The sequence below is a fragment of the Candidatus Halobonum tyrrellensis G22 genome, from assembly GCF_000495475.1.
Lineage (GTDB): Archaea > Halobacteriota > Halobacteria > Halobacteriales > Haloferacaceae > Halobonum > Halobonum tyrrellense.
Map to the genome: position 1 here is coordinate 14,292 of NZ_ASGZ01000058.1, position 20,814 is coordinate 35,105.

Genomic DNA, 20,814 nt, shown 5'->3' on the forward strand with positions numbered 1-20,814 from the left:
CCGGCCCGAACTGACCCTCCCGCGGCGGGCGGCGACAGCCCGCTACTTCCGAACACTTTTCACCTAAAACAGTAAGTCCCCAATATGAAAGTATCAGGGTCGGCGGGGCAGTCTCCGGCGTCCCGCACGGCGTCCGTCGGGGAACCCGCGGAGACGGGGTTGCGGAGTCGGCTCCGGAGCCTGGCCGCCGACGGACTGGGCTGTCTGGTCACCGGCCACGTCCCGACCGAGCGCTACCGCGAGGAGACCCGGAAGCTGTTCGGCGCCCCCGACAACCCCCGTCTGCGGACGGTGCTGTTGACGTGTCCGCCGGCCGCGCCCGACGGGTGGTTCCCGGGCGAACTCGGGGCGGACCACCCGGCCCACGAGGTGGTGACCCTCCCCAACGTCGCCCGGGGACGGGCGGCCACCGCGACCCCCGGCGGACCCGCGGAGCCATCCCGACTCGACGACGGGAGCGTGGACCGCGACCGCATCGAGGCGGCGATACTCGACGCGGTCCGGTCGGTCGAGCGGCGCCGACCGGGCGTGAGCGGCCCGCTGACGTTCCGGTTCGGCCTCCACCGCTGGGACGTGTTCGACCACGACGTGCCCGACGCGCCCGAGGTGCTCGATACGGTGTTGGGGGCGGTCCACGACCGCCGCGGCCTGAGCCACGTCCACTACCCGCGGCAGATCGAACGCGGCCGGAGTCCGCTCGACGACCCGGTGGTGAGCCAACTGTACCACGGGAGCGACGAACTCGACGTCGTCGTCGAACTCCGCGTCGACGGCGAGACCGGCGAGACGCAGCAGCGCTGGCGGGTACCGGGCCGGCGGTTGACCGGCTGGTCCACCCTCTGAACCGGGCTATGCGACGTCGACCCGGGCGGCGCGTCCCCGACTCGTTCGCGCGCGTCGGGACCGCCCGTCTCGCGCCGGGCGAGCGGTTCGGCGGTCCGACCGGCGCGGCCGGGCCGGCTTACTCGACCGCGACCGAGTGTTCGAGGACGCCGACGCCCTCGACCTCCACCTCGACGCTGTCGCCGTCCGAGAGCGGTCCGACGCCGGCGGTGGTGCCGGTTGCGATCACGTCGCCCGCCTCCAGCGTGAGGTAGGTGGTTATCTCCTCGACCAGTTCCGGGACGGAGAAGACGAGTTCGTCGATGGTCGACTCCTGACGGGTCTCGCCGTTCACCCGGAGGGCGATCCCGGCGTCATCGACGAGGTGTTCGGGGTCGGCGACCACCGGGCCGACGGGGGCGGCGTTGTCGAACGCCTTGCCGCGCACCCAGTTTTGCTCCCGTCGCTGGTCGTCGCGGTTCGACACGTCGTTCACGCAGGTGTAGCCCGCGATCACCTCCTCCGCCTCGTCGGCCGGGACGTTGCGGCACTGCTCGCCGATCACGACGCCGAGTTCCGCCTCGTAGTCGACGCGGTCTTTCCCCGCGGGGAGCGTGACGGTGTCGCCGTGCCCCGAGACGGTGTTCGGCGGCTTCAAGAACAGCAGCGGCCGGTCGGGCAGGTCGGAGTCGGTCTCCTCGGCGTGGTCGCGGTAGTTGAGCCCGACGCAGACGATCTTCGTCGGTTCGACCGGCGCGAGCACGTCCACCTCGTCGGGGTCGTACGTCTCGCCGCCGAACTCGATCCCGTCGTCGGTCCACTCGCCCGTCCGGACGCTCCCGGCGGCGTCGCGGAACCTCGCGCGTCTCATATCGTCCCGATACTCCGGATCGGACGGGAAAAGCGTTCGCCTCGGGGCACCGTCGGCCGCCGCGTCGGCGGTTCGACTCGCGTCGGCGTCGGCGGAGGCGGACGGCGCCCGCCGGTCCGGGACGCGTCGGCTCACGCCGCTCGCCGTCCGGCGCGACCGCCGACGAGGACGAGGCCGGTGCTGACGAACAGACAGCCCACCAGCCCCGCGAACGCGACCCGGTAGTCGAACGCGTCGGCGACCGCCCCGACGTACGTGGGTCCGAGCGCGCCGAGACCGATGTAGAACGTCCGCATCGCCCCGAGGTCGCCGCCCATGCTGTCGGTGGGGAACGAGTCCATCAGGTACGCCTGCATCACCGGCGGGTACGCCATCAGCCCGGCGGCGAAACACGCCACCCCGACCACCACGAGCGCGGGCGTCGACGCGACCACCACGCCCGCGAGCGCGACGGCCGCGAGCGCGAGCGCGGCCGGCGCCACGAGGTCGCGCCGGAACCGGTCGCCCACCGCGCCCGCGAGCGGTTTGACGACCGCGCCCACCACGAACAGCGCGCCGAACCCGGCGTTCGCGAGCGCCGGCGAGAACGACTTGCCCGCCTGCAGGTACGTCGGGAGGAAGCTGACGGCCGACTGCCACGAGAACGCGTACAGCGAGTAGGCGACGAGCAGCCACCGCAGCCGCGGCTCCGCGAACAGCCGCCGGCCCGTCTCCCCGACCGCGAGGCCGACCCGTTCGAGGACGTACCCCTCGCGGCTCCAGACGTGGAGCGCGAGCGCGACCCCCGCGAGCACCGCGACCACGAGCGGGAACCCCGCGCGCCACGTCGCCACGGCGAGGACGAGCGTCGCCAGCCCCGCGGCGACCACCCCGCCGAGGTCGCCCGACGCGGTGTGGATGCCGAACGCCTGCCCCCGTCGCTCGACGAAGAGATCCGACACCAGCCCCCGCGCGGGCGTCGGGTAGAGACCGGCGCCGAGACCGACCACCGCCGCGCCCGCCAGCAGCGCCGGGTACGTCGTCGCGGCCGCGAGCGCGAGAAACCCCACGCACGCCAGACACAGCCCCCCGACGAGCAGCGTCGTCCGGGACAGCCGGTCGGAGAGCCGGCCGCTGGGGTACTGCAACAGCGCGTACAGCCCCCAGACGACGGTGATCGCGACCCCGGCGCGCGTGCTCGACAGCCCGAGGTCGGTGCTGATCGCCGGCAACAGCGGCGACAGCAGGAGCCGACCCCCCTGTATCGAGGTCCACCCCAGCGAGACCGCGAGCAGCAGGCGACCGGAGTAGCCCGTCACCAGCCGTTCGGGTTCCGACTCGGCGGCACCCGCGTGGTCGGTCGTCCCCGCGCTCCCGCTCACGCTCCCGCGGGCGGTCGCCGGCCGGTCGACCCGCGGGCCCGCGGCCGTCCGGGGCGGGGTCGACCGACCGCGGGCGGCCGGCGCGACCCTCGATTCGCCGTCCCGGCGCGACCCACTCAGTCCGCCCCCATCGCGGTCACGTCGAACGGCGGCTCCGCGTCCTCCGGGAGCGGCGTCTCGTAGGCGTCCCGTCCGACCTCGGCGTCGAACTCCTCGTTGGCCGCGGCGACCCGGTCGGGGTCGGCCAGCAGGTCGTACGTCGCGCCCGCGAGCACCTTCGCCGCGAACGCCACCCCCTTCAGCCCGAAGTCGCCGTTGGCCGCGACCACCTGCCACGAGTGGCCGGGCGTGCCGACGGGCCACGTCGCCCCGCGGAACTGTCCGGTCGGCGTGATGTAGCTCACGTCGCCCACCTCGGTCGAGCCGTGGGTCTGCTGGTCGTGGTCGAACGGCGCGACCGGGTCGGAGTAGAGCGCCTCCCCGCGAATCGTCTCGGCCGTCTCGTCGGGGAGGTCCGCCAGCCGCGACTCGATGCGGTCGTCGGGGACCGTCGCCTGCAACTCCGCGGCGAACGCGCGGTCCTCGTCGTCGTAGTCGATCGGACCGACCGCCTCCATGTTCTCCCAGATGGTCTCCGACACCACGTCGTTCGCGCGGTAGTCGTAACAGCCCGTCAGGAACCGTTCGTCCACCTCGGTCTGTGTCATCGTCGCCGCCGCGCCCGCGATGTCGCGGAGCCACTCGGTGTTGCGCTCCACCTCATCGCGCGTGGGCGCGCGGACGTAGTACCACACCGACGCCTCCGCGGGGACGACGTTCGGCGCCATCCCCCCGTTCGGGATCGAGTAGTGGAGGCGGGCGTCGTCCGAGACGTGTTCGCGCATGTACTCGACGCCCGTGTTGAGGAGTTCGACCGCGTCGAGCGCGCTCCGCCCCGAGTCGGGCGACCCGCCCGCGTGTGCGGCCTCCCCCTCGAACTCGAACACGAGGGAGTTGAGCGCGTTCGACGACCCCATCCGCGGGGTGTTGAGGTCGCCCGGGTGCCACGTCATCGCGGCGTCGAGGTCGTCGAACGCGCCCGCCCGCGCCATGTACGTCTTGCCGACCAGCGTCTCCTCGGCCGGACAGCCGAAGAAGGCGACCGTCCCCTCCAGTTCGCCCGCGTCGACGGCGTCGGTCAGCGCGAGCGCCGCGCCCACGCCCGCCGTCCCGAACAGGTTGTGCCCGCAGCCGTGACCCGGCCCGCCCGCCTCCACGGGGTCCGGCTCGGACGCGACCCGCTGTGAGAGCCCCGGGAGCGCGTCGTACTCGCCGAGGATGCCGACCCGCGGCGATCCCTCGCCGTACTCGGCGACGAACGCGGTCGGCATCCCGCCAACCCCCGTCTCCACGTCGAACCCGCCGTCCTCGAGCGCCTCGACGAGGACCCGCGCGGACTCCTCCTCGTGGAGCCCCAGCTCGGGCGTCTGCCATATCTCCCGTGCGATCGCTTTCAGGTGTGTTTCCTCCTCGTCTATCCGGTCGAACACGTCCTGCTTGGTCACACGCCCGGGTACTCCCGGTTCGTAATGAAACCCCGTCTCGCGGCGGAATCCCCCCGGAGTCGCCGGCGCGCCCGCCCCCGCTTCGTCGACCCCGCTCGGGGACCGTTCGGCGCCGCAGCCGCGGCCTCGCGGGACTACTCGTGTCGTCGGTGGAGCCGCCACCGCTGGAGGAGCATGTCGGTCCCGCCGTCCCCCTCCCCGTCGTCCGGACCGTCGACGAACTCGACGGTCACCCGCTTGTCGCCGTCGACCGCGTAGTACGTCGGGTCGGTCGGGTCGTCGGTGACCTCGGGGAACAGCGTGAGCGACCGGTCGCCCAGCCGGCCCTCCACCTCGACCGAGAGGGTCGTCCCCTCGCGCTCGACGGTCGCGGTCTGGACGCCCCGGTAGGACTCGTACTCGCCGACGACGGCGTCGGCCGCGCGTTCGAGCGCGAGCCGACCCACCGCCTCGTGGGGGTCGCGGCCGTCGAGTATCGACAGCACCGCGTGGCCCGCGACCGTCGGGTGGTGGTCGGGGGCGGTGTTGCACGCGACGACGACGCCCACCTCGGCGTCGGTCAGCCAGCCGAGGAACGCGGTGGTCGTCCCCATCATCCCGCCGTGGCCGACGAGCGTGTCGCCGCAGAACGGCTGGACCGACAGCCCGTAGCCGTACTCGCGTTCGGTGCCGCCGACCGTCTCGTAGCGGGTCACCCGCGGCGTCGTCATCTCTTCGACGGCCTCCGCGGGGAGCACCCGCTCGCCGTCGAACGCGCCGCCGCCCATCAACATCCGGAGGTGGCGGGACGTCTCGGTGACCGAACTCACCAGCCCGCCGGGGGCGTCCATCGCCTCGGCGAAGCCGAGGCTCCCCTCCTCCCAGCCGTCGTCCGTCTCGTAGTAGGCGGTCATGCGGTCGTCGTCCGCGGCGACGGCGTCGGGGTCGAACCCCGACCGCTCCATCGACAGCGGGTCGAACACGTGCTCGCGGAGGTAGTCGGGGAAGTCGGTGCCCGTCACCTCCTCGATGACCTTTCCGAGCAGCGTGAACCCGGTGTTGTAGTAGAAGAAGTGGTCGGCGGCGGTGTAGCGCTCGTCGGCGCTGTCGGCGACGTGCCGGCGGAAGTCGGCGTCGCTCGTCAGCGGGACGTTGGCGTCGCCGATGTCGGTCAGCCGGGTCACCAGCGCCGAGAGGTTCCCGTCGCTGGGCATCCCCGACGTGTGGCTCAGGAGTTCGGCGAGCGTCACCGGGTCGCCCGGCGCGTCGTCGAGGTGGGGGAGGTAGTCGCTCACCGGGTCCGACAGCGAGAGGTCGCCCGCGGCCGCCCGCTGGAGCGTCGCCGTCGCCACGAACGACTTCGTACACGAGCCGATACCGTACAGCGTGTCGGGCGTCGCGGGGCGGTCGTCCGCCAGGTCGCGCGCGCCGAACCCCTCGGCGTAGCGCAGGTCCGCCCCCTCGACGACGGCGACGCTCGCGCCCGGCACGCCGTCGTCGCTCATCCACTCGGTCACGTACGACTCGACCCGGCGCCGGACGTCCGGGTCGAGTCCGTCGGGGTCGCTACTGGTTGACACGGTGGGGGAGACAGCCGGAGTCACAAATAGCCTCGGCTCGCGGAAAGCCGTCGGTCCCGCCCGGTTCCGGGCGGTCCCCATCCGGGTCGCGCGCCCCGGCGGGTCACCCCTCGGGGGGCGCTTGCTCCCGCGGAGTCGGGGAGGTCCGCGCGGATCCGGTCGTCGTCTATCGCCTCGAGTACGGAGTCGGCGTCGAGGTGTGCGGCGAGCCGTCGGTGGCCGCGTTCGGTCCGCCGGCCGGCCGCGGGCGTCGACTCGGTCGGTCGAACTCGCGCACGCGCCCCCGGGATTGCCGCACCCGCACGCTTTAGCACCCGTCGGCCGAACCCGGCGAACGACCAATGACGATCGGGTTCATCGGCGGCAGCGGTATCTACGAGGCGCTCCCGCTGTCGAACACGCGCACCGAGGACGTGACCACGCCGTTCGGCGACCCCAGCGCGCCCCTCGAAATCGGCGAGTTCGGCGACAGCGAGGCGCGAAGCGCCTCTGGCAGTCGGACGGAGTCCGACGACACCGGCCGGGAGGTCGTCTTCCTCCCGCGGCACGGTCCCGACCACGGCCGGTCGCCGACCGACCTGCCGTACAGGGCGAACATCTACGCGCTGAAGCAGGCGGGCGTCGAGTACGTCCTCGCGAGCAACGCGGTCGGGTCGCTCCGGGAGGACCTCCCGCCGCGGACGCTCGTCGTCCCCGACCAGATATACGACCGGACGAAGCGGCGCGACCTCTCGTTTTACGGCGACGGGGTGGTCGTCCACCAGGGGTTCGCGCGGCCGTACTCGCCGGCTCTCGCCGCCCACCTCGCCGACGCCGCCCGCGAGGCGACCGACGCCGACGTGAACGAGGGCGGCACGTACGTCTGCATCGAGGGACCGCAGTTCTCGACGGAGGCGGAGTCGGAGTTCTACCGGTCGCAGGGGTGGGACGTCGTCGGGATGACCGCGATCCCCGAGGCCAAACTCGCCCGCGAGGCGGAGATGGCGTACGCCACGCTGGCGGGCGTCACCGACTACGACGTCTGGAAGGCCGACAGCGAGGTGAGCCTCGGGGAGGTGCTCGACAACGCCGCCGCCAACGAGACCGCGATCAAAGAGACCGTCGAACGCGCCATCGAGACGTTCCCGGACGACTTGGAGTGTGAGGCGCACGGCTCGCTGGAGGGGACGATCAACACCCCGACCGAGGCGATACCCGACGAGACCAGAGCGCGGCTGGAGCCGCTGATCGGCGACTACCTCGACTGAGTTCGGTCGCTCCCGCCGTCGGTCTCGACCGAGTCGACGCGTCCCCCGTCGGCGAACCCGGAGTCGACGTCGGCGCCGGCACCGGCGCCCCCGTCCGCGTTCGGACCCGCGTCGGTCCCGGCGCCCGCGTCGGGGTCGGGGTCGGGTTCGGATTCGGTACCCCCGTCCGCGTCGTCGACCAGCGTGGCGTCGTCGAGTTGCGAGACGGCGATCAGCAGGCGGCCGTCGTCGAGGGCGGTCACCATCTTCGACTCGGTGAACGTGCTCCCGTCCGACCGCAGTCCCACCGAGCGGCCGCTCCACTCGCCGCCGTGTTCGACCACCGGCAGCACGTGGGTCCTGATGTGCTCCACCTCCTCCTCGGGGTGGAGTTCCGACCAGTGTCTCCCCGCCACCTCGTCGGCGTCGTAGCCGTACATCGACGCGTACGTCGCGTCGGCCTCCTCGAACCGGCTGTCGGCGCCGACGACCCCCACCCCGTCGAGTTCGGTCTCGGCCTCGGTGTCGAACTGGCCGCCCCCCGCGACCGCGTGTTCGACCCGGCGGATCAGCATCGTGTACTGGTCGGTGTCCAACCCCTTCCGGAGGTAGTCGGTCAGCCCCGCCTGGATCACCTCCGCGGCCACCTCGTTGGTCTCCTCGCCCGAGAACAGCAACACGGGCAACTCGGGGTGCGTCCCGCGGACCGCCTCGAGGAACGCGACGCCGTTCATCCTCGGCATATCGTAGTCGCTTATCACGCAGTCGAACCCGGTGTCGGCCGCGCGGATGCGGTCGAGTGCGGCGTCGGGCGCCGTCTCGGTCGTCACGGTACAGTCGAGTCCGCTCGACTCGCGTTCGAGATACAGCTTCACGAGCGACCCCAGCGACGGGTCGTCGTCGACGTGGAGTATCGACAGCGAGTCGGTGTCGCCGGAACCCATGACCGATACAGGAACCCGGCTATCATAACTATTTCGGGGCCGCGTAATTACCGGAAAAATACCCGTAACCTCGGTCAGTCCGCCGTCGCCTCGTCGCCGACGCCCGCGGCGGTCGGATCGCGCACCCAGAGGTCGCCGAACAGGTCGTCCTGGTCGAGGCGGATCTCGCCGCGGTGGGCGAGAAACAGCAGCGCGAGGTACGTCATCACGGGCGTCTCGGCCGCGTCGCGCACCTCCCGGAACAGCACCTCCGAGCGCCCCCGCTCGTAGTGGGGCCGGAGCCGACCCCGCACGTCGTCGATGACCGACTCGATGTTCTCCGCGTGGGCGGTGTCCGTCACGTCGCCCTCGCCGGGTTCCCCCTCCCGGCGGAGGTCGTCGCCGTCGTGGTACTCCAGCGTCTGGGTGCCCCGCGAGAAGCCGCGCGGGGAGTCGCTGGTGTCGTACTCCCGCGACTCCTTCCACCACGTCCCCCGCTCGGCCTCCCGTAGCTCGCGGACGAGTTCGTCGAGCGTCTCCGGGGAGCCGCGGGTGGACTTGCGGTCGAGCCGGCGGTCCATCTCGTCTTCGAGCGCGTCGACCGGGTCGAACCCGTCGTCGGGCGCGCCGCCCGCGTCGGCGGGACCGGGTCCCGCCTCGAACGCCGCCTCCCAGGGTTCGACCTCGGGCTCCTCCTCCTGTTGGTCGTCGCCGAGCATGGCGTCGGACTTCATCCGCAGGAGGACGCTCGCGTAAAACAGCGCGCGCCCGCCCGTCCGGAGGTCCGACTCGTCGAGGGCGTTGAGGAACGCGTCGGTCACCTCGACCACGTCGATGTCCCACGGGTCGATCTCCCCCGCCTCGGCGAGTCCGACCAGGAGTTCGACCGGTTCGGCCTCGTCGTCGCCCGCGTCGGGGGCGTCGCCGGGCGTCTCAGTCATCCGCGCTCGCCTCCGGTTCGGCGGGGTCGCCCTCGCCCAACTGGATGCCCGTCACGGCGCTGACGTTGTCCTCCTGCATCGTCACGCCGATGGCGCGCTCGGAGCGTTCCAGAAGCGCCGACCGGTGGCTGACGACGACGAACTGCGCCTCGCCCGCGAGTTCGTCCACCATCTCGCCGACCCGCTCGGCGTTGACCGCGTCGAGGAACGCGTCGATCTCGTCGAGGGCGTAGAACGGCGCCGGGTTGTGCCGCTGGATGGCGAAGATGAACGCGAGCGCGGTCAGCGACTTCTCGCCGCCGCTCATCGCGTCGAGCCGCTGGACCGGCTTGTCCGCCGGCTGCGCTTTCATCGTCAGTCCGCCCTCGAAGGGGTCGTCGGGGTCTTCGAGGACGAGTTCGCCGCTGCCGGCTGAGAGGCGCTCGAAGATGTCCCGGAAGTGACCGTCGATCGACTCGTAGGCGTCCATGAACGTCCCCTTCTTCTGCGCCTCGAACCGCTCGATCCGCTCTTCGATCGCGTCGCGCTCGTCGGCGAGGACGCCCCGGCGCTCCTCCAAGTCGCTCAGCTCCGACTCCACCTCGTCGTACTCGTCGATCGCGAGCATGTTGACGGGTTCGAGCGCCTCCATCTCCCCCTCCAGCCGCTCGATCTCCGCCTCGACCGTGTCGTGGTCGGGGATCTCGTCGGGGTCGTACGAACCGACCCGCTCTTCGAGCTCCTCTACTTCCCACTCCAGCCGCTCGGCCGTCTCGCGGAGCGACTCCACCTCGGAGGCGACCCGCTCGACCGCCTCCCGCTGGTCGTCGCGGGCGGACTCCACCTCCCGGAGGTCGGCCTTGACCGACTCGCGCTCCTCTTTCAGGTCCGCCAGCTCCTCCTCCAGGTCCGCGATCGCCTCGTGTTTCTCTTCGAGCCCCGCCTCCTTCTCCTCGATCGCGGTCTCGAACTCGGCGACGCGCTCTTCGGCGTCCGCCTTCTTCGCTTGCGCCTCCTCGACGGTCTCGTGGAGGTCGTCGACCGCGTCCTCGGCGTACTGCTTCTCCAACTGGAGCTGGTTGAGGTCGCCGTCGAGGTCGTCCATCCGGTCTTCGAGATCCGCGATCTCGGAGCGCACCTCGTCGGCGCGCTCGGAGAGTTCGGGGATCTCCGAGTCGGCCAGCTCCGCCTCCAACTCCTCGACCGTCGCCTCGGTCTCGGCGATCGACTCGTCGCGCTCGTCGATCCGCTCGTCGAGGTCGGTCATCTCCGCGTCGACCGACTCGCGCTCCGCCTCCAGTTCCTCGATCCGCGCTTCGTACTCGTCGACGCTCGCCTCCGCCTCCTCGACCGCCTCCTCCGCGCGTTCGAGGTCCGCCTCGATGTCGCGGACTTTCTCGGCGGCGTCCGAGGCGCGCGAGCGGGCGTCCTCTAAGTCCGCCTCGATCTCCTCGATCTCGGACTTGAGCGCCTGCCGGTCGTCCTCCAGCGAGTGGATCTCCTCGGCGACGCGTTCGAGTTTGCCCTTCCCCGACTTCGAGAACGCGTACCGCGAGCCGCCGCCCGACCCGCCGGTCATCGCGCCCGACCGCTCGACCAGGTCGCCGTCGAGCGTCACCATCCGGAAGTCGCCCATGTGCGCTCGGGCGGTGTCCATGTCCTCGACCACCAGCGTCGACCCGAGCACGTACGAGAACACGCCCTCGTACTCGTCGTCGTACTCCACGAGGTTGCGCGCGAAGCCGACCACGCCCGGGTCCGACGGCGCCGACGGCAGTCCCCGGCGGTCCATCTCGGTCAGCGGGAGGAACGTCGCCCGCCCCGCGTTCCGCCGCTTGAGGTAGTCGATGCAGTCGGAGCCGACGCCGTCGTCGTCGACGACGACGTTCGCCAGCCGGCCGCCCGCGGCGGTTTCACACGCCGTCGCGTACTCGGAGTCGACCGACGCGAGTTCGCCCACCGGTCCGTGGACGCCCGAGAAGTCGGCGTTCGTCACCGTCGTCACCGACCGCGGCCACGACGCGTCGCCCGACGAGTCCGCCCGCGCCTCCAGTTGGGAGTACTCCTGTTGTCTCTCGCGGATCTCCTCTTCGACCGCCTCCAGCTTCGACTCCGTCGCCGACCGCTCCTCGCTGAGCTCCTCGATGACGCCGCGGACGCGCGACTCGTTCTTCTCGGCCGTGTCGAGTTCGGAGTGGAGGTCCGACACCCGGCGTTTCAGGTCGGGGATCGACTCCTCGGTCTCGGTCAGTTCCTCCTCGACCTCGCTTATCTCGTTCGAGCGCCGGCGCGCCTCGTCGAGCAGGCGGTCCTTCTCCCGCTGGAGGTCGTTCCGCTCGCTCCGCAGCCGTTCGACCCGCTCTTTCTGCTCGGCGAGGTCGGCTTTGAGCTCGTCGAACTCGGTGTCCGCGTCGTCGATCTCGGCTTGGATCTCGGCGAGTTCCGTCCGCTTCGAGGTGAGCGACGACTTGAGGTTGGCCTTCTCGACTTTGGTCTCGCGGATATCCGACTCCAGACCGTCGATCTCCTCGTTCTTGCGGTCGATCGCGACGAACGCCTCCCGGCGCTCGGTCTCGGCCTCGTCGGCGCGCTCCTCCTGGTTTTCGATCTTCCCCTCCAGCCGCGACACCTCGCCTTTGATCTCCTCGATCTCGGCTTTGATCGCGAGCTGTTCGTCCTCACCCTTCCGCTCGATCTCGCGGTTGAGGTCGTCCAGCTCCGACTCCAACTCGTCGACGCGCGCCTGCCGGTCGTCCAACTCCTCGCGCAGGTCGGTCAGTCGCTCCTCGCCGTCGTCGATCTCCGCTCGGGTCTCGGCGAGGTCGTCGCGTTTCGCCTCCAGTTCGGCCGCCCGGAGGTACCCCTCGTACGTCTCCTTCTCCTCGCGGAGCCCCTGGTACTCCAGGGCGGTCTCGCGTTCGTCCGCCAGCCGGTCGAGGCGGTCCTCCTTCTCCCCGATCCGGAGGTCGGCCTCGTCGATCCGCTCTTCGACCGTCTCCAGTTCCTCGAAGGCGTCCTCCTTCTTGGCGTCGAACTCCGCGACGCCCGCGATCTCGTCGAGCACCTCCCGGCGCTGACCGGGCGTCATGTTGATGATCTCGGTCACGTCGCCCTGCATGACGACGTTGTACCCCTCCGGGGTCACCCCCGCTTGCGCCAACAGGTCGCGGATGTCCGAGAGGTTGACCGAGCGGTCGTTGAGGTAGTAGTACGAGTAGTAGTTCTCGTCGGTCTCCTTCACCCGACGCCGGATCCGGATCTCCTCGGTGTCGCCGACGTCGTCGCTGCCCGCGGCGTTGACCACCTGCGAGCGGTCGAGCGTCCCGTCGGCGTTGTCGAGGATCACCTCGACGCTCGCCTCCCGCGGGGCGTTCCCCGCCTCCTCGCCGTCGTGACCCGGGTTGTAGATCAGGTCCGTGAGCTTCTCCGCGCGGATACCCCGCGTGCGTGCGAGACCGAGCGCGAACAGTACGCCGTCGATGATGTTCGACTTGCCCGAGCCGTTGGGACCGGTAACGACCGTGAAATCCTCGTAGAAGGGGATCCGCGTCGTTCGCCCGAAGCTCTTGAAGTCGTCGAGGACGAGTTCCTTGATGTGCATGGGTGGTGTGGTGGTGCGACGCCCTCCCACGAGGGGCGCCGCCTACGCGACGATGATGTCGTCGGACCCCGACTCCGTCTCCTCGTCACCGTCGTCTGCCCCCTCTTCGGACTCCGCGGGGTTAGCCTCGTCGGACGCCGTCGCGTCCGCCGCGTCCGCGTCCGACGCCGCGTCGTCGGCGTCGTCCCCGCCGTCCGCGGGGTCGTTCGCCACGAACTCGGCGTGCGCCGACTCCGTCTCGGTCGACGGTTCGAGGTCGGTCGCCGACTCCAACTGCCGCAGTCGCTCTTTCGTCTCGACGAGTTCCTCGGTTAGCCCGTCGACCGCCGCCTGTAGCTGTGCCACCTGCGTCTCCAAGTCCTCCACCCGGTTTCCCATACCCCGTGTCGGTGGCGCTAGCCGTATAAACCTGCGTCAGACGTTCCGACGACGGCGCCAGACGGCTCCAGACGGCCGAGAACGGCGGAATCGGTGGTCGACGGGCGTCCGCCCACGGCGCGTCGATACACCAGCCGCCGCGATATCGAATCGCCGACCGGCTCCGAAGCTCCGGCTCCGGGCGGTCCCTCCGGGGACCCGCCCGCGGCCGTCCGCGGGGGCGACCCGCGTTCGCCGTCCCGACGGCGCCGCGGCGAGGAACTGCCGTTCGACCGGCGACGCGGTCCGGGGCCACCGGTCGACTCGTCCGGTTCGCCGCCGGCCGACCGGAACGCCAAGTCGGACGCGCGCCGTGTTTTAGATGTGTCTAATATATCGATTAGATAGGAAGCGTCTTGTAGTTCGGGGTCGGTGTGATACTCGATACTACACGATGAGGGCTACCGTATGACGAGGGATCTACCGGACGGGGCGGACGGAACAGACGGATGCCGAACCGACGGATACCGGGGCGACCGGACGCGAGCAGCGGGGGTCGACGGACGATGATCGGGCTCGGGGAGGCGCTCGATATCCTGGTCCTGTCGGTACGCGACGGGTTCGTGCAGGTCAGCGCGTTCGTCGCCGTCACCGTGTTGCTGTTCAGCTACGTGCAGTACCGGACCGGCGGGCGGGTCGTCACGTTCCTCGAAGAGCACGAACGGCTCCAGCCGGTCGCGGGCGGCCTGCTCGGTCTGACGCCGGGCTGCGGCGGCGCCATCGTCGCCATGCCGCTGTACGTCCGCGGCACCATCAGTTTCGGGACGGTGGTGGCCACGCTCGCGGCGACGGCGGGCGACTCCGCGTTCGTGATCCTCGCGCTCGCGCCCGAGGCGGGGCTGTACGCGTACGGGATGGCGCTGGTCTCGGGCGTCCTGTTCGGCTACGCGATCGACTACCGGGGGCTGGGGGTCGGCCGCGTCGACCGCGCTGTCGAACGGCTCAGCCGGCCCGTCACGGACGGCGGGTTCGCGACGACCAGCGTCGCCGCGGGCGGCCCGAGCGTCGCCGACTACGAGGCGGACCACGCCGGCCACGACCACGACCCCGGGACCGAGGGGTCGGAGTTCATGACGACGCTGAGCCACGCGGTCCACGTCGTCTGGTGGGTCGTCGCCGCCGCCGGTCTCCTCGCGGGCGTGGAGTACCTGCTCCGCGGCGCGCCCGAGGTGACGCTGGAGTTCGGCCCGACGTTCTTCGGGCTGTTTACGGTCGCCGGGCTGGTCGGCACGACGCTGTCGTTCTACCTCCACTTCGTCGGCCGGAACTACATCGGCGAGGGGGAGGCGGGGCGGATCCGCGAGGACTTCGCGAGCGCCTACGAGACGTTCCAGCACGCCGCGATGGAGACGAGCATGGTCACCGTCTGGGTGATCGGCGCGTACCTCGCCTACGAGTACACCATGGCGGCGTTCGCGTTCGACATCGGCGCGCTCGCGGCGGCGGCGGGCGTGCTCGCGCCCGTCGCGGGCGCGGCGCTCGGGTTGGTCCCGGGCTGCGGCCCGCAGATCGTGTTCGCCACCCTCTACGCGAACAACCAGGTCCCGTTCTCGGCGCTGACCGCGAACGCGGTCAGTCAGGACGGCGACGCGCTGTTCCCGCTGCTGGCGATCGACCCGAAGGCCGCGGTCATCGCGACCATCTACACCACGATCCCCGCGCTCGTCGTCGGGGGCGCGGTGTACTACTGGTGGCCGTACGCCCAGTTCGGCTTCGGCGCCCTCGGCTGACGCCTCGGTCGAGTGCGTCGACGGTCGTCGGCCCCGTCGACGGCACGAATTAATAACTCGGCGCGGTTTAGTTAGTAAGGATGGGCAGTTATCGACCGATCTGTAGCAGCTAGATTAATAACCGCGAGGCGACTACCCCCGACAATGACTGCTCCCGATCCCGATACGCCCGGCGGGGGTGACGCGTCGAACGGCTGCGGAGACGACGACGGCCGCGCTCGCGACGACCACGACCACTCGGGCGGCCACCCCGAGGGACACGGCGACGGCCGGGACGCGGGGGACGGTCCGCACGCTCCCGACGTCGAGACCGACGGCGCGGACGCCGACACCGCGTCGTTCTCCGTCCCCGGGATGGACTGTCCCTCGTGTGCGGGCAAGGTCGAAAACAGCGTCAGCGAACTCGACGGCGTCGAGGCGGTCGACCCGAGGCCCACGACCGGGACGCTCGCCGTCTCGTTCGACGCCGGCCGGACCGACCCCGCGGCCATCGCCGACCGGGTCGAACGGGCGGGCTACGCCGTCGAGAACGCCGACGGCGACGGTGACGCGACGGTGACGCTCGAGGTGCCCGGGATGGACTGCGCGTCGTGTGCGGGTAAGGTGGGCAACGCGCTCGACGGCCGGGCGGGCGTCTCGTCGTACGAGACCCGGCCGACGACCGGGACGGTCGTCGTGACCCACGACGGGACGGTGACGGCGGCGGACCTGGTCGAGACCGTCGAGGGCGCGGGCTACGAGGTGACCGGGTCGGACGCCGCGGACGACGGGGAATCCCACGCGCACGGTTCGCACGGCTCGGACGGGGCGGACGGCGTCTGGACCGGCACCCGCGCGGTGAAGACGTGGGTCAGCGGCGGGTTCGTCGCGCTCGGGCTGCTCTTCGAGTTCGCCCTCCGCGGGTGGAACGCGCGGGTGGCGACGGTGCTCGGGAGCGACCTGCTGCTCGCGGATCTGCTCTTCGTGGTCGCCGTCGCGGTCGGCGGGCAGGCGATCCTCCGGAACGGCTACTACTCCGCGCGCAACCGCAACCTCGACATCGACTTCCTGATGTCGGTCGCCATCCTCGGCGCGCTGACGGCGAGTCTGGCGTTCGGCGAGGGGCTGTACTTCGAGGCCGCCACGCTCGCGTTCCTGTTCAGCGTGGCGGAACTGCTCGAACGCTACTCGATGGACCGCGCGCGGAACTCGCTGCGCGAACTGATGGACCTGTCGCCCGACGAGGCGACGGTCAAGCGGCCGGCGTCGGCGGACGGCGAGGACGGCGACGCCGTCGGTGATCGCGAGGAGACCGTCCCGGTCGAGGAGGTTGAGGTGGGCGATATCGTCGTCGTCAGGCCGGGCGAGAAGGTGCCGACCGACGGCGACGTCGTGGCGGGCGAGAGCGCGGTCAACCAGGCGCCCATCACCGGCGAGTCGGTCCCCGTCGACAAGACGGACGGCGACGAGGTGTACGCCGGCACGATCAACGAGGAGGGCTACCTGGAGGTGCGCGTCACCTCCGCGGCGGGCGACGACACGCTCTCGCGGGTGGTCGAGATGGTCGAAGAGGCCCAGTCGAACCGGACCGACCGCGAGCAGTTCGTCGAGCGGTTCTCGGCGTACTACACGCCGGTCGTCGTCGCGTTCGCGGTCCTCGTCACGCTCGCCAGCCCGTTCCTCTTGAACACCACGTGGTCGACCGCCGTGGTCCACGGGCTGACGCTGTTGGTGCTCGCGTGCCCCTGCGCGTTCGTCATCTCGACGCCCGTCTCGGTGGTCTCGGGGATCACCAGCGCCGCGAAGAACGGCGTCCTGATCAAGGGCGGCGACCACCTCGAAGCGATGGGGAGCGTCGACGTCGTCGCGTTCGACAAGACGGGCACGCTGACGAAGGGCGAACTCGCGGTCACCGACGTGGTGCCGCTGAACGGCAACACCGAGGCGGACGTCCTCCGGTGTGCCCGCGGGCTCGAACGCCGGAGCGAACACCCCATCGGCGAGGCCATCGTCTCGCGGGCGGGCGCGGCCGGCGTCGCCGACCGCGACGTCGAGAGCTTCGAGAGCATCACCGGCGAGGGCGTCCGCGCCACCCTCGACGGGACGCCCCACTACGCGGGCAAGCCCGGGCTGTTCGAGGGACTGGGGTTCGACCTCTCGCACGTCCACGCGACCACCGACGGCGGCGTCGTCACCCGGACGGCGCGCGACATCTGCGAGCGGAACGGCTGTCTCGACCTGCTGGGCGGGACGGTACCCGCCCTCCAGTCGGAGGGGAAGACGGTCGTGCTCGTCGGCAGCGAAGACGAACTCGAAGGTGTGATCGCCGTCGCCGACGAGGTGCGCCCGGAGGCGCGGCGGACGGTCGAGCGCCTGCGCGACCTGGGCGTCGAGCGGACGGTGATGTTGACCGGCGACAACGAACGGACCGCGGGCGCCATCGCCCGAGAGGTGGGCGTCGACGAGTTCCGGGCGGAACTGCTGCCCGACGAGAAGGTGGCTGCCATCGAGGACCTGATCGACGAGTACGACGACGCCGACGAGCGGCGGTCGTGGGCGGGCCGGACTGCGTCCGGCGGGGTGGCGATGGTCGGCGACGGCATCAACGACGCCCCCGCGCTCGCCACCGCGACGGTGGGCGTGGCGATGGGCGCGGCGGGCACCGACACGGCGCTCGAAACCGCGGACGTCGCGCTGATGAGCGACGACCTCTCGCGGCTGCCGTACCTCTACGAACTCGCGGACCGCGCCGACGGCGTCATCAGACAGAACGTCGCCGGCAGCCTCCTCGTGAAGGCGGCGCTCGCGCTCGCGGTGCCGTTCGGTCTCGTCCCCATCTGGCTGGCGGTGCTCGCGGGCGACGCGGGCATGACCGTCGGCGTGACCGGCAACGCGATGCGGCTCTCGCGGGTCGAACCCGTCGACCTCGGTCCCGAACCCGGGGCGGACGACGGCGACGCCGGCGGGGGCGGCGGCGACCCCGCGACGGAGGCGTCGGACCCGCCCGACACCGCCGCCGGCCCGAGCGCCGTCGAGGCGGCCGGCCGGGACTGACGACGCCGTCGTCAGGCGGGGGTCGCCGGCGTCCGGACCGCCGGACTGCTCCTCCCGGCCGCCGCGGCACGCGGACGCCGCACCGGAGGGACGTTTTTGCCTCCACCCCCCGATAGGGCGTACCGACCCCAGATGGACGAGGACGACTCCCCCACCCCGTCGCCGGCCGAGCGTCTCGCGGGTCTCGTCCCGGACGACGGGGCCGCCGGCGATGCCGACGACGCCGCCGCGTGCGTCGAACGGCTCGGACGCGCGCCGGCCGACGACCGGAAGGAGGCGCTCCGCGCGCTCCGGGAGGCGGCCGACGACCCCGCGGCGGCGGCCGCGTTCGAACCCCTCGCGCCCCCGCTCGCCGGGTTCCTCGACGACCCCGAGCGGCCGGTCCGGCTGGCGGCCGCGAAACTGTTCGTCGCCGTCGCCGAGGCGGACCCGGACGCCGCGGTCGGGGCGGTCCCGGCGCTCGCCGACCGGTTGGCCGACGACGACGAGTTCTACTACGTGCGCGCCCGCTCGGCGGAGGCGCTCGGCTACGTCGCACTCGACTACCCCGACGCGGTCACCTCGCCGGCGGTGCTCGCGGACCTCCGCGTCGGCCTCGCGTTCGACGAACCGGAGGTGACCGAGAAGCTGGCGAAGGCGCTCGCGCTCGTCGCCGTCGGCGACCCCGCCCGCCTCGCCCACGGGGCGTCGACGCTCGCGGACCACCTCGACGACGGGGCGGAACTCGTCCGGTATCACCTCTGTACCGCGCTGGTCGCGGTGGGCTGTGAGCGCCCGACCGCGCTCGATGCGGCCCGCGACGCGCTGGTCGGGGCGCTCGACGACGACTGTCCGCAGGTCCGGGGGCGCGCCGCCGAGGCGCTCGGGGTGCTCGCGCGCGCCGACGCCGACGGCCTCGACCCGTCCACCCGCGACGCGCTCGCCGCCCTCCGGGACGACGGGACGGCGTTCGTCGCCGAGCGCGCCGCCTTCGCCGTCCGCATCGATGGCGACACCGCCGACGCCGCCGACGCCGCCGACGAGACGCCCGACCGCGTCGGGTCGGTCGCGGCGGTCCGGGCGACGACGTCCGACGCCGTCGCGGCCATCACCGCGCCGGACGACGACTGTTCCCGCTGTGGACTCGCGCTCCCCGGGGCCGGCCCGCCGATGTGCCCGCGCTGTGGCGCGCCGCGGTGAGCCGACGGTGTCGACTGGCGGCTCACGCTCGTCCGCGGCCGCGGCGACGCCCGGCGGCCGCGCGTGCGTACCGGTCCGCCGGCCGCGTTCGGGGTGACGGAGTGCGGCTGACCCGAACTAAACACTGACTACGCCGGCCGCGAAGGGGACGGTGTGTCCCCTCCGCTCCCCTCCCGGCGACGGGTCGCGTTCGTCGGCGTCTGCGCCGCCGCGGGCGCCGCCGCCACCGGCTACCGACTCCTCGACGGCGAGCGCGGCGTCTTCGTGTACGTTCCGTTCGCCGCGTTCCTCCTGATACTCGCGTTCGAGGCGTACCTGTGGGTGGAGCACGGTCGCGAGTCGGGCGGGTGAGACGCCCGAGCGCCGCGGGGTGGAGCTTCGACTCCGCGGGCGCCCCCGCCCGCGACCCGTCGGCGTCCGGGAACCACAACCGCCAAACCCGGCCCCGTGTAATCGCCGCCGATGAACCCCCGCGTCGCCCGCGGCGTCGCCATCGCCGCGGCCGTTTTCCTCGTCGTCCAACTCGGCGCGGTGTCGCTCGCGCCGACGTTCGAGGCGGCCGGCTACCAGTCGGTCCCCGACCCGCAGGACCCCACGAACAGCGTCGTCTACCTCGGCGCCATCGTCGTGGTGACGGCGCTGATGCTCGCCGCGTTTCGGTTCGAACTCGACTCGCTAGTCCGGGTCGTCATCCTGCTGTCGTCGGCGTCGCTGTCGTGGTACGTCTTCTCGGTCGTCGTGCCCGGCACCGTCGCCGTCGTCGCGTCGCTCGCCGTCGCGGCGGTGCTTTGGGTCTACCCCGAGTGGTACGTCGTCGACACCGCGGGCGCGCTGATGGGCGCGGGGGCCGCCGGGCTGTTCGGCATCAGCTTCGGCCTGCTCCCCGCCGTCGTGCTGCTGGTGGTGCTGGCGGTGTACGACGCCGTCTCCGTCTACGGCACCGAGCACATGCTGGACCTCGCGGAGGGGGTGATGGACCTCCGCATCCCAGTCGTCCTGGTCATCCCGTTGACGTGGACCTACTCGCTTCTGGAGGACGACCTCTCGGGGGCGGCGGCGGGCACCGACGAGTCCGAACGCGAGGTGTTCTTCATCGGACTCGGCGACGCGGTGATGCCCGCGGTGATGACCGCCTCGGCCGCGCGGTGGTCGCCCGCCGACCCCATCGGCGTCCCCGGGCTGGAGGCGATGGGGTGGCCCGCCCTGCTCGCCATCGTCGGGACGTTCGCCGGTCTCGCAGTGCTGCTCCGGATGGTGCTGAAGGGCCGCGCGCACGCCGGGCTCCCGCTGCTCAACGGCGGCGCCATCGGCGGCTACCTGCTCGGCTCGCTCGCGGTGGGTGTCCCGCTCGTCGACGCGCTCGGGCTGGCGCCGTACCTGTGAGCGGCGGGCGCGCGGCCCCCGCTCGCGGCCCGCTGTCGGACCCGCGGCTGCGGGGCGCGCTCGGCACCGGCGCGCTGTTTTTCGCCGTCCAACTGCTCGCGCTCGTGGTCGCCCCGCGGCTCGCGGGCACGGGCGTGAGCTACGGCGAGGGCGGCGACGCGCTCGTCCCCCTCGTGGCCGGGCTGGCGCTCGGGACGCTGCTGTCGCTCGCCGTCGTCCGCTACGGCGCGAGCAGGCGGCTCGTC

At 71.8% G+C, this 20,814-nt stretch carries 15 protein-coding genes and 1 pseudogene; 8 read left to right on the forward strand and 8 right to left on the reverse strand.

What is annotated here, in order from left to right; all coding sequences use genetic code 11:
- The first annotated feature begins 84 nt into the window (after positions 1-84).
- Complete coding sequence (locus K933_RS13795) at positions 85-843, forward strand: DUF7504 family protein (protein ID WP_049947883.1); 759 nt, start codon at positions 85-87, stop codon at positions 841-843.
- Positions 844-961: 118 nt separating this feature from the next.
- On the opposite strand, the gene K933_RS13800 is transcribed toward K933_RS13795, so the two are convergent.
- The 4 genes from K933_RS13800 to K933_RS13815 form a co-directional block, all read right to left on the reverse strand.
- Positions 962-1,693, reverse strand: a complete 732-nt coding sequence (locus K933_RS13800) for a fumarylacetoacetate hydrolase family protein (protein WP_023395359.1) — start codon at positions 1,691-1,693, stop codon at positions 962-964.
- Between the two features lie 131 nt (positions 1,694-1,824).
- A complete protein-coding gene (locus K933_RS13805; RefSeq protein ID WP_023395360.1) occupies positions 1,825-3,054 on the reverse strand; it encodes an MFS transporter in 1,230 nt (409 codons plus the stop codon).
- Between the two features lie 116 nt (positions 3,055-3,170).
- Positions 3,171-4,598 (reverse strand): amidohydrolase, encoded by a 1,428-nt coding sequence (locus K933_RS13810; protein WP_023395361.1) that lies wholly within the window; start codon positions 4,596-4,598, stop codon positions 3,171-3,173.
- Positions 4,599-4,732: 134 nt separating this feature from the next.
- The gene (locus K933_RS13815) at positions 4,733-6,157 is read right to left on the reverse strand and encodes a serine hydrolase (protein WP_023395362.1); all 1,425 of its coding nucleotides are present in this window, start codon (positions 6,155-6,157) and stop codon (positions 4,733-4,735) included.
- A gap of 341 nt (positions 6,158-6,498) precedes the next feature.
- On the opposite strand from K933_RS13815, the gene K933_RS13820 reads away from it, so the two are divergent.
- Positions 6,499-7,404 (forward strand): MTAP family purine nucleoside phosphorylase, encoded by a 906-nt coding sequence (locus K933_RS13820; protein WP_023395363.1) that lies wholly within the window; start codon positions 6,499-6,501, stop codon positions 7,402-7,404.
- Between the two features lie 173 nt (positions 7,405-7,577).
- Here K933_RS13820 and K933_RS13825 read toward each other — a convergent pair.
- The 4 genes and pseudogenes from K933_RS13825 to K933_RS13840 all read right to left on the reverse strand — a co-directional run.
- Positions 7,578-8,327, reverse strand: a pseudogene (locus K933_RS13825) (response regulator); the annotation flags it as partial.
- 74 nt (positions 8,328-8,401) lie between these two features.
- On the reverse strand, positions 8,402-9,247 hold the full coding sequence (locus K933_RS13830; protein ID WP_023395365.1) for a segregation and condensation protein A: 846 nt from the start codon (positions 9,245-9,247) through the stop codon (positions 8,402-8,404).
- Entirely contained in the window at positions 9,240-12,827 is a 3,588-nt protein-coding gene (gene smc, locus K933_RS13835; protein WP_023395366.1) for a chromosome segregation protein SMC, read from the reverse strand. The genes K933_RS13830 and smc overlap by 8 nt, the downstream gene beginning before the upstream one ends.
- 42 nt (positions 12,828-12,869) lie before the next feature.
- Positions 12,870-13,205: a DUF7518 family protein gene (locus tag K933_RS13840; protein WP_023395367.1), complete on the reverse strand. Its 336-nt coding sequence runs from the start codon at positions 13,203-13,205 to the stop codon at positions 12,870-12,872.
- Between the two features lie 545 nt (positions 13,206-13,750).
- Between K933_RS13840 and K933_RS13845 the strand changes: the two genes are divergently transcribed.
- The 6 genes from K933_RS13845 to K933_RS13870 all read left to right on the forward strand — a co-directional run.
- The gene (locus tag K933_RS13845; RefSeq protein WP_023395368.1) at positions 13,751-14,974 is read left to right on the forward strand and encodes a putative manganese transporter; all 1,224 of its coding nucleotides are present in this window, start codon (positions 13,751-13,753) and stop codon (positions 14,972-14,974) included.
- A gap of 144 nt (positions 14,975-15,118) precedes the next feature.
- Complete coding sequence (locus tag K933_RS13850) at positions 15,119-18,007, forward strand: heavy metal translocating P-type ATPase (RefSeq protein ID WP_023395369.1); 2,889 nt, start codon at positions 15,119-15,121, stop codon at positions 18,005-18,007.
- A 132-nt stretch (positions 18,008-18,139) separates the two neighbouring features.
- Positions 18,140-19,186: a HEAT repeat domain-containing protein gene (locus K933_RS13855; protein ID WP_023395370.1), complete on the forward strand. Its 1,047-nt coding sequence runs from the start codon at positions 18,140-18,142 to the stop codon at positions 19,184-19,186.
- Between the two features lie 153 nt (positions 19,187-19,339).
- On the forward strand, positions 19,340-19,537 hold the full coding sequence (locus K933_RS13860; RefSeq protein WP_023395371.1) for a hypothetical protein: 198 nt from the start codon (positions 19,340-19,342) through the stop codon (positions 19,535-19,537).
- 111 nt (positions 19,538-19,648) lie between these two features.
- Positions 19,649-20,569 carry a presenilin family intramembrane aspartyl protease PSH gene (locus tag K933_RS13865; protein WP_023395372.1) on the forward strand — a complete coding sequence of 307 codons (921 nt, stop codon included), beginning with the start codon at positions 19,649-19,651 and terminating at the stop codon, positions 20,567-20,569.
- The coding region (locus K933_RS13870; RefSeq protein WP_023395373.1) for a hypothetical protein at positions 20,566-20,814 on the forward strand (249 nt) is incomplete at its 3' end. The genes K933_RS13865 and K933_RS13870, both read left to right, overlap by 4 nt.